Source organism: Mycobacterium sp. NGS29 (assembly GCF_059812965.1).
Genome location: NZ_JCALDR010000044.1, coordinates 1 through 1,494, shown reverse-complemented (window position 1 = coordinate 1,494; position 1,494 = coordinate 1). Strand labels below are relative to the sequence as shown.

At 68.8% G+C, this 1,494-nt stretch carries 1 protein-coding gene; it reads left to right on the top strand.

Going from position 1 to position 1,494, the window contains the following annotated elements:
• Nucleotides 1-1,233, top strand: a 1,233-nt coding sequence (locus AC5Y5Z_RS25510; protein ID WP_499928285.1) for a serine/threonine-protein kinase, incomplete at its 5' end; no start/stop codon positions are given.
• Nucleotides 1,234-1,494 lie beyond the last annotated feature (261 nt).

The window sequence follows — 1,494 nt, the reverse complement described above, 5'->3', positions numbered from 1 at the left end:
GCCCTGGCCTGCGTGCTCTTCGAATGCATGACCGGCGCCCCGCCCTATCGCGCGGACAGCGCGACCACCCTGGTCACCGCGCACCTGATGGATCCGATCCCACAGGTCAGCGCCGCGCGCGCCGGCATCCCCAAGGCCTTCGACGCCGTGATCGCGCGCGGCATGGCCAAAAAGCCCGAAGACCGCTACTCCAGCGCCGGCGACTTCGCCCGCGCCGCCCACGATGCGCTCAGCAACCCCGACCAGGACCACGCCGAAAACATCCTGCGCAAGAGTCGTGAATCGACGCTGCCGGGTGGCGCGGTCGCCGGTCCGCCGCCCGGTACCGGCACACCGCCCCCGCCGGTGGCCACACCGCAATATCAACCGCCGCCCGGCTACCCCGATCAAGGTTCGCACCAGGCGCAATACCCGCACAGCGCCCCGTCGTGGACGCCGGGCGGCGGGTCAGCGCAGGCACCCAGCGGTCCGATTCCGGCGCCGAGCGGTCCGACCCCTACCCCGGCGCACTTCCAGAGTGGCAGCTGGGGCGGCACCCCGCCCGGTGCGCCCCCGCCGTCGCAGGCCGGCGGTCCGACGCCGTGGAACCCGGGCGGTCAGCCGGCCAGCAGCAAACGCAGCCCCTGGCCGCTGGTGGCCGGTGCCGCGGCACTGGTCGTCGTGTTGGTGATCGCCGGCATCGGTGTCTGGCTGGCCGTCGGGTCCGATGACACCCATAAGGCCGACGACACCACGACGTCGGTCACCACGAGCTCCACCACGCAGAACACCACAACGAGTCAGCCCTCCACATCGACCAACTCCGCAGTCAGCAAGCTGCTCTCGATGGTGCCAGCCGGCTACGCCACCGGGGTGTGCAAAGCGACCACGCCGAAGCCGAACAGCGTGTGGACCGGCACGGTGGCCATGGTCGACTGCGGCCAGAACAGCAATCAGGGGGGTCCGAGCCGGGCGATATACGGCCTCTTCCCCACCGTGGACGCCCTCAAGCAGGCCTTCAACGACGACATCTCCGCGGTACAGCTGGTCAACTGCCCCGGCGAGGGGCCCTCGCCGGACGGCTGGCATTACGACCGGGACCCGACGGTGACCGCCGGAATGATTGCCTGCGGCACCTACAAGAACCACCCCAACGTGATCTGGAGCAACGAGAGCAAACTGCTGCTCAGTGACGTGTTCGGCGACCCGGCCACCCTGGAGGAACTGCACAACTGGTGGGCCAAGTACGGCTGACGTTCGGCCGGAGCCGTAGGGATGTGCCAGGTCATCAGCTGCCCAAGCGAAACTGCGGGCAGGTGTCCGCGCTCGTCGACCTCGCACTGGTAATCCCCGTCAGCAGCAACCGTCAGGGACCGGGCACCCGCCACCGCACGCGGCAATATTGGCGGCCTTTAACAGGGGGGTTGTTGATAGTGTCGGCGACACTGGCTTGTTTCGGGAGGATCAGCGATGAACGACGCGCCGGGTTCGCGTGTTGGGTCAATGTTCGGGCCG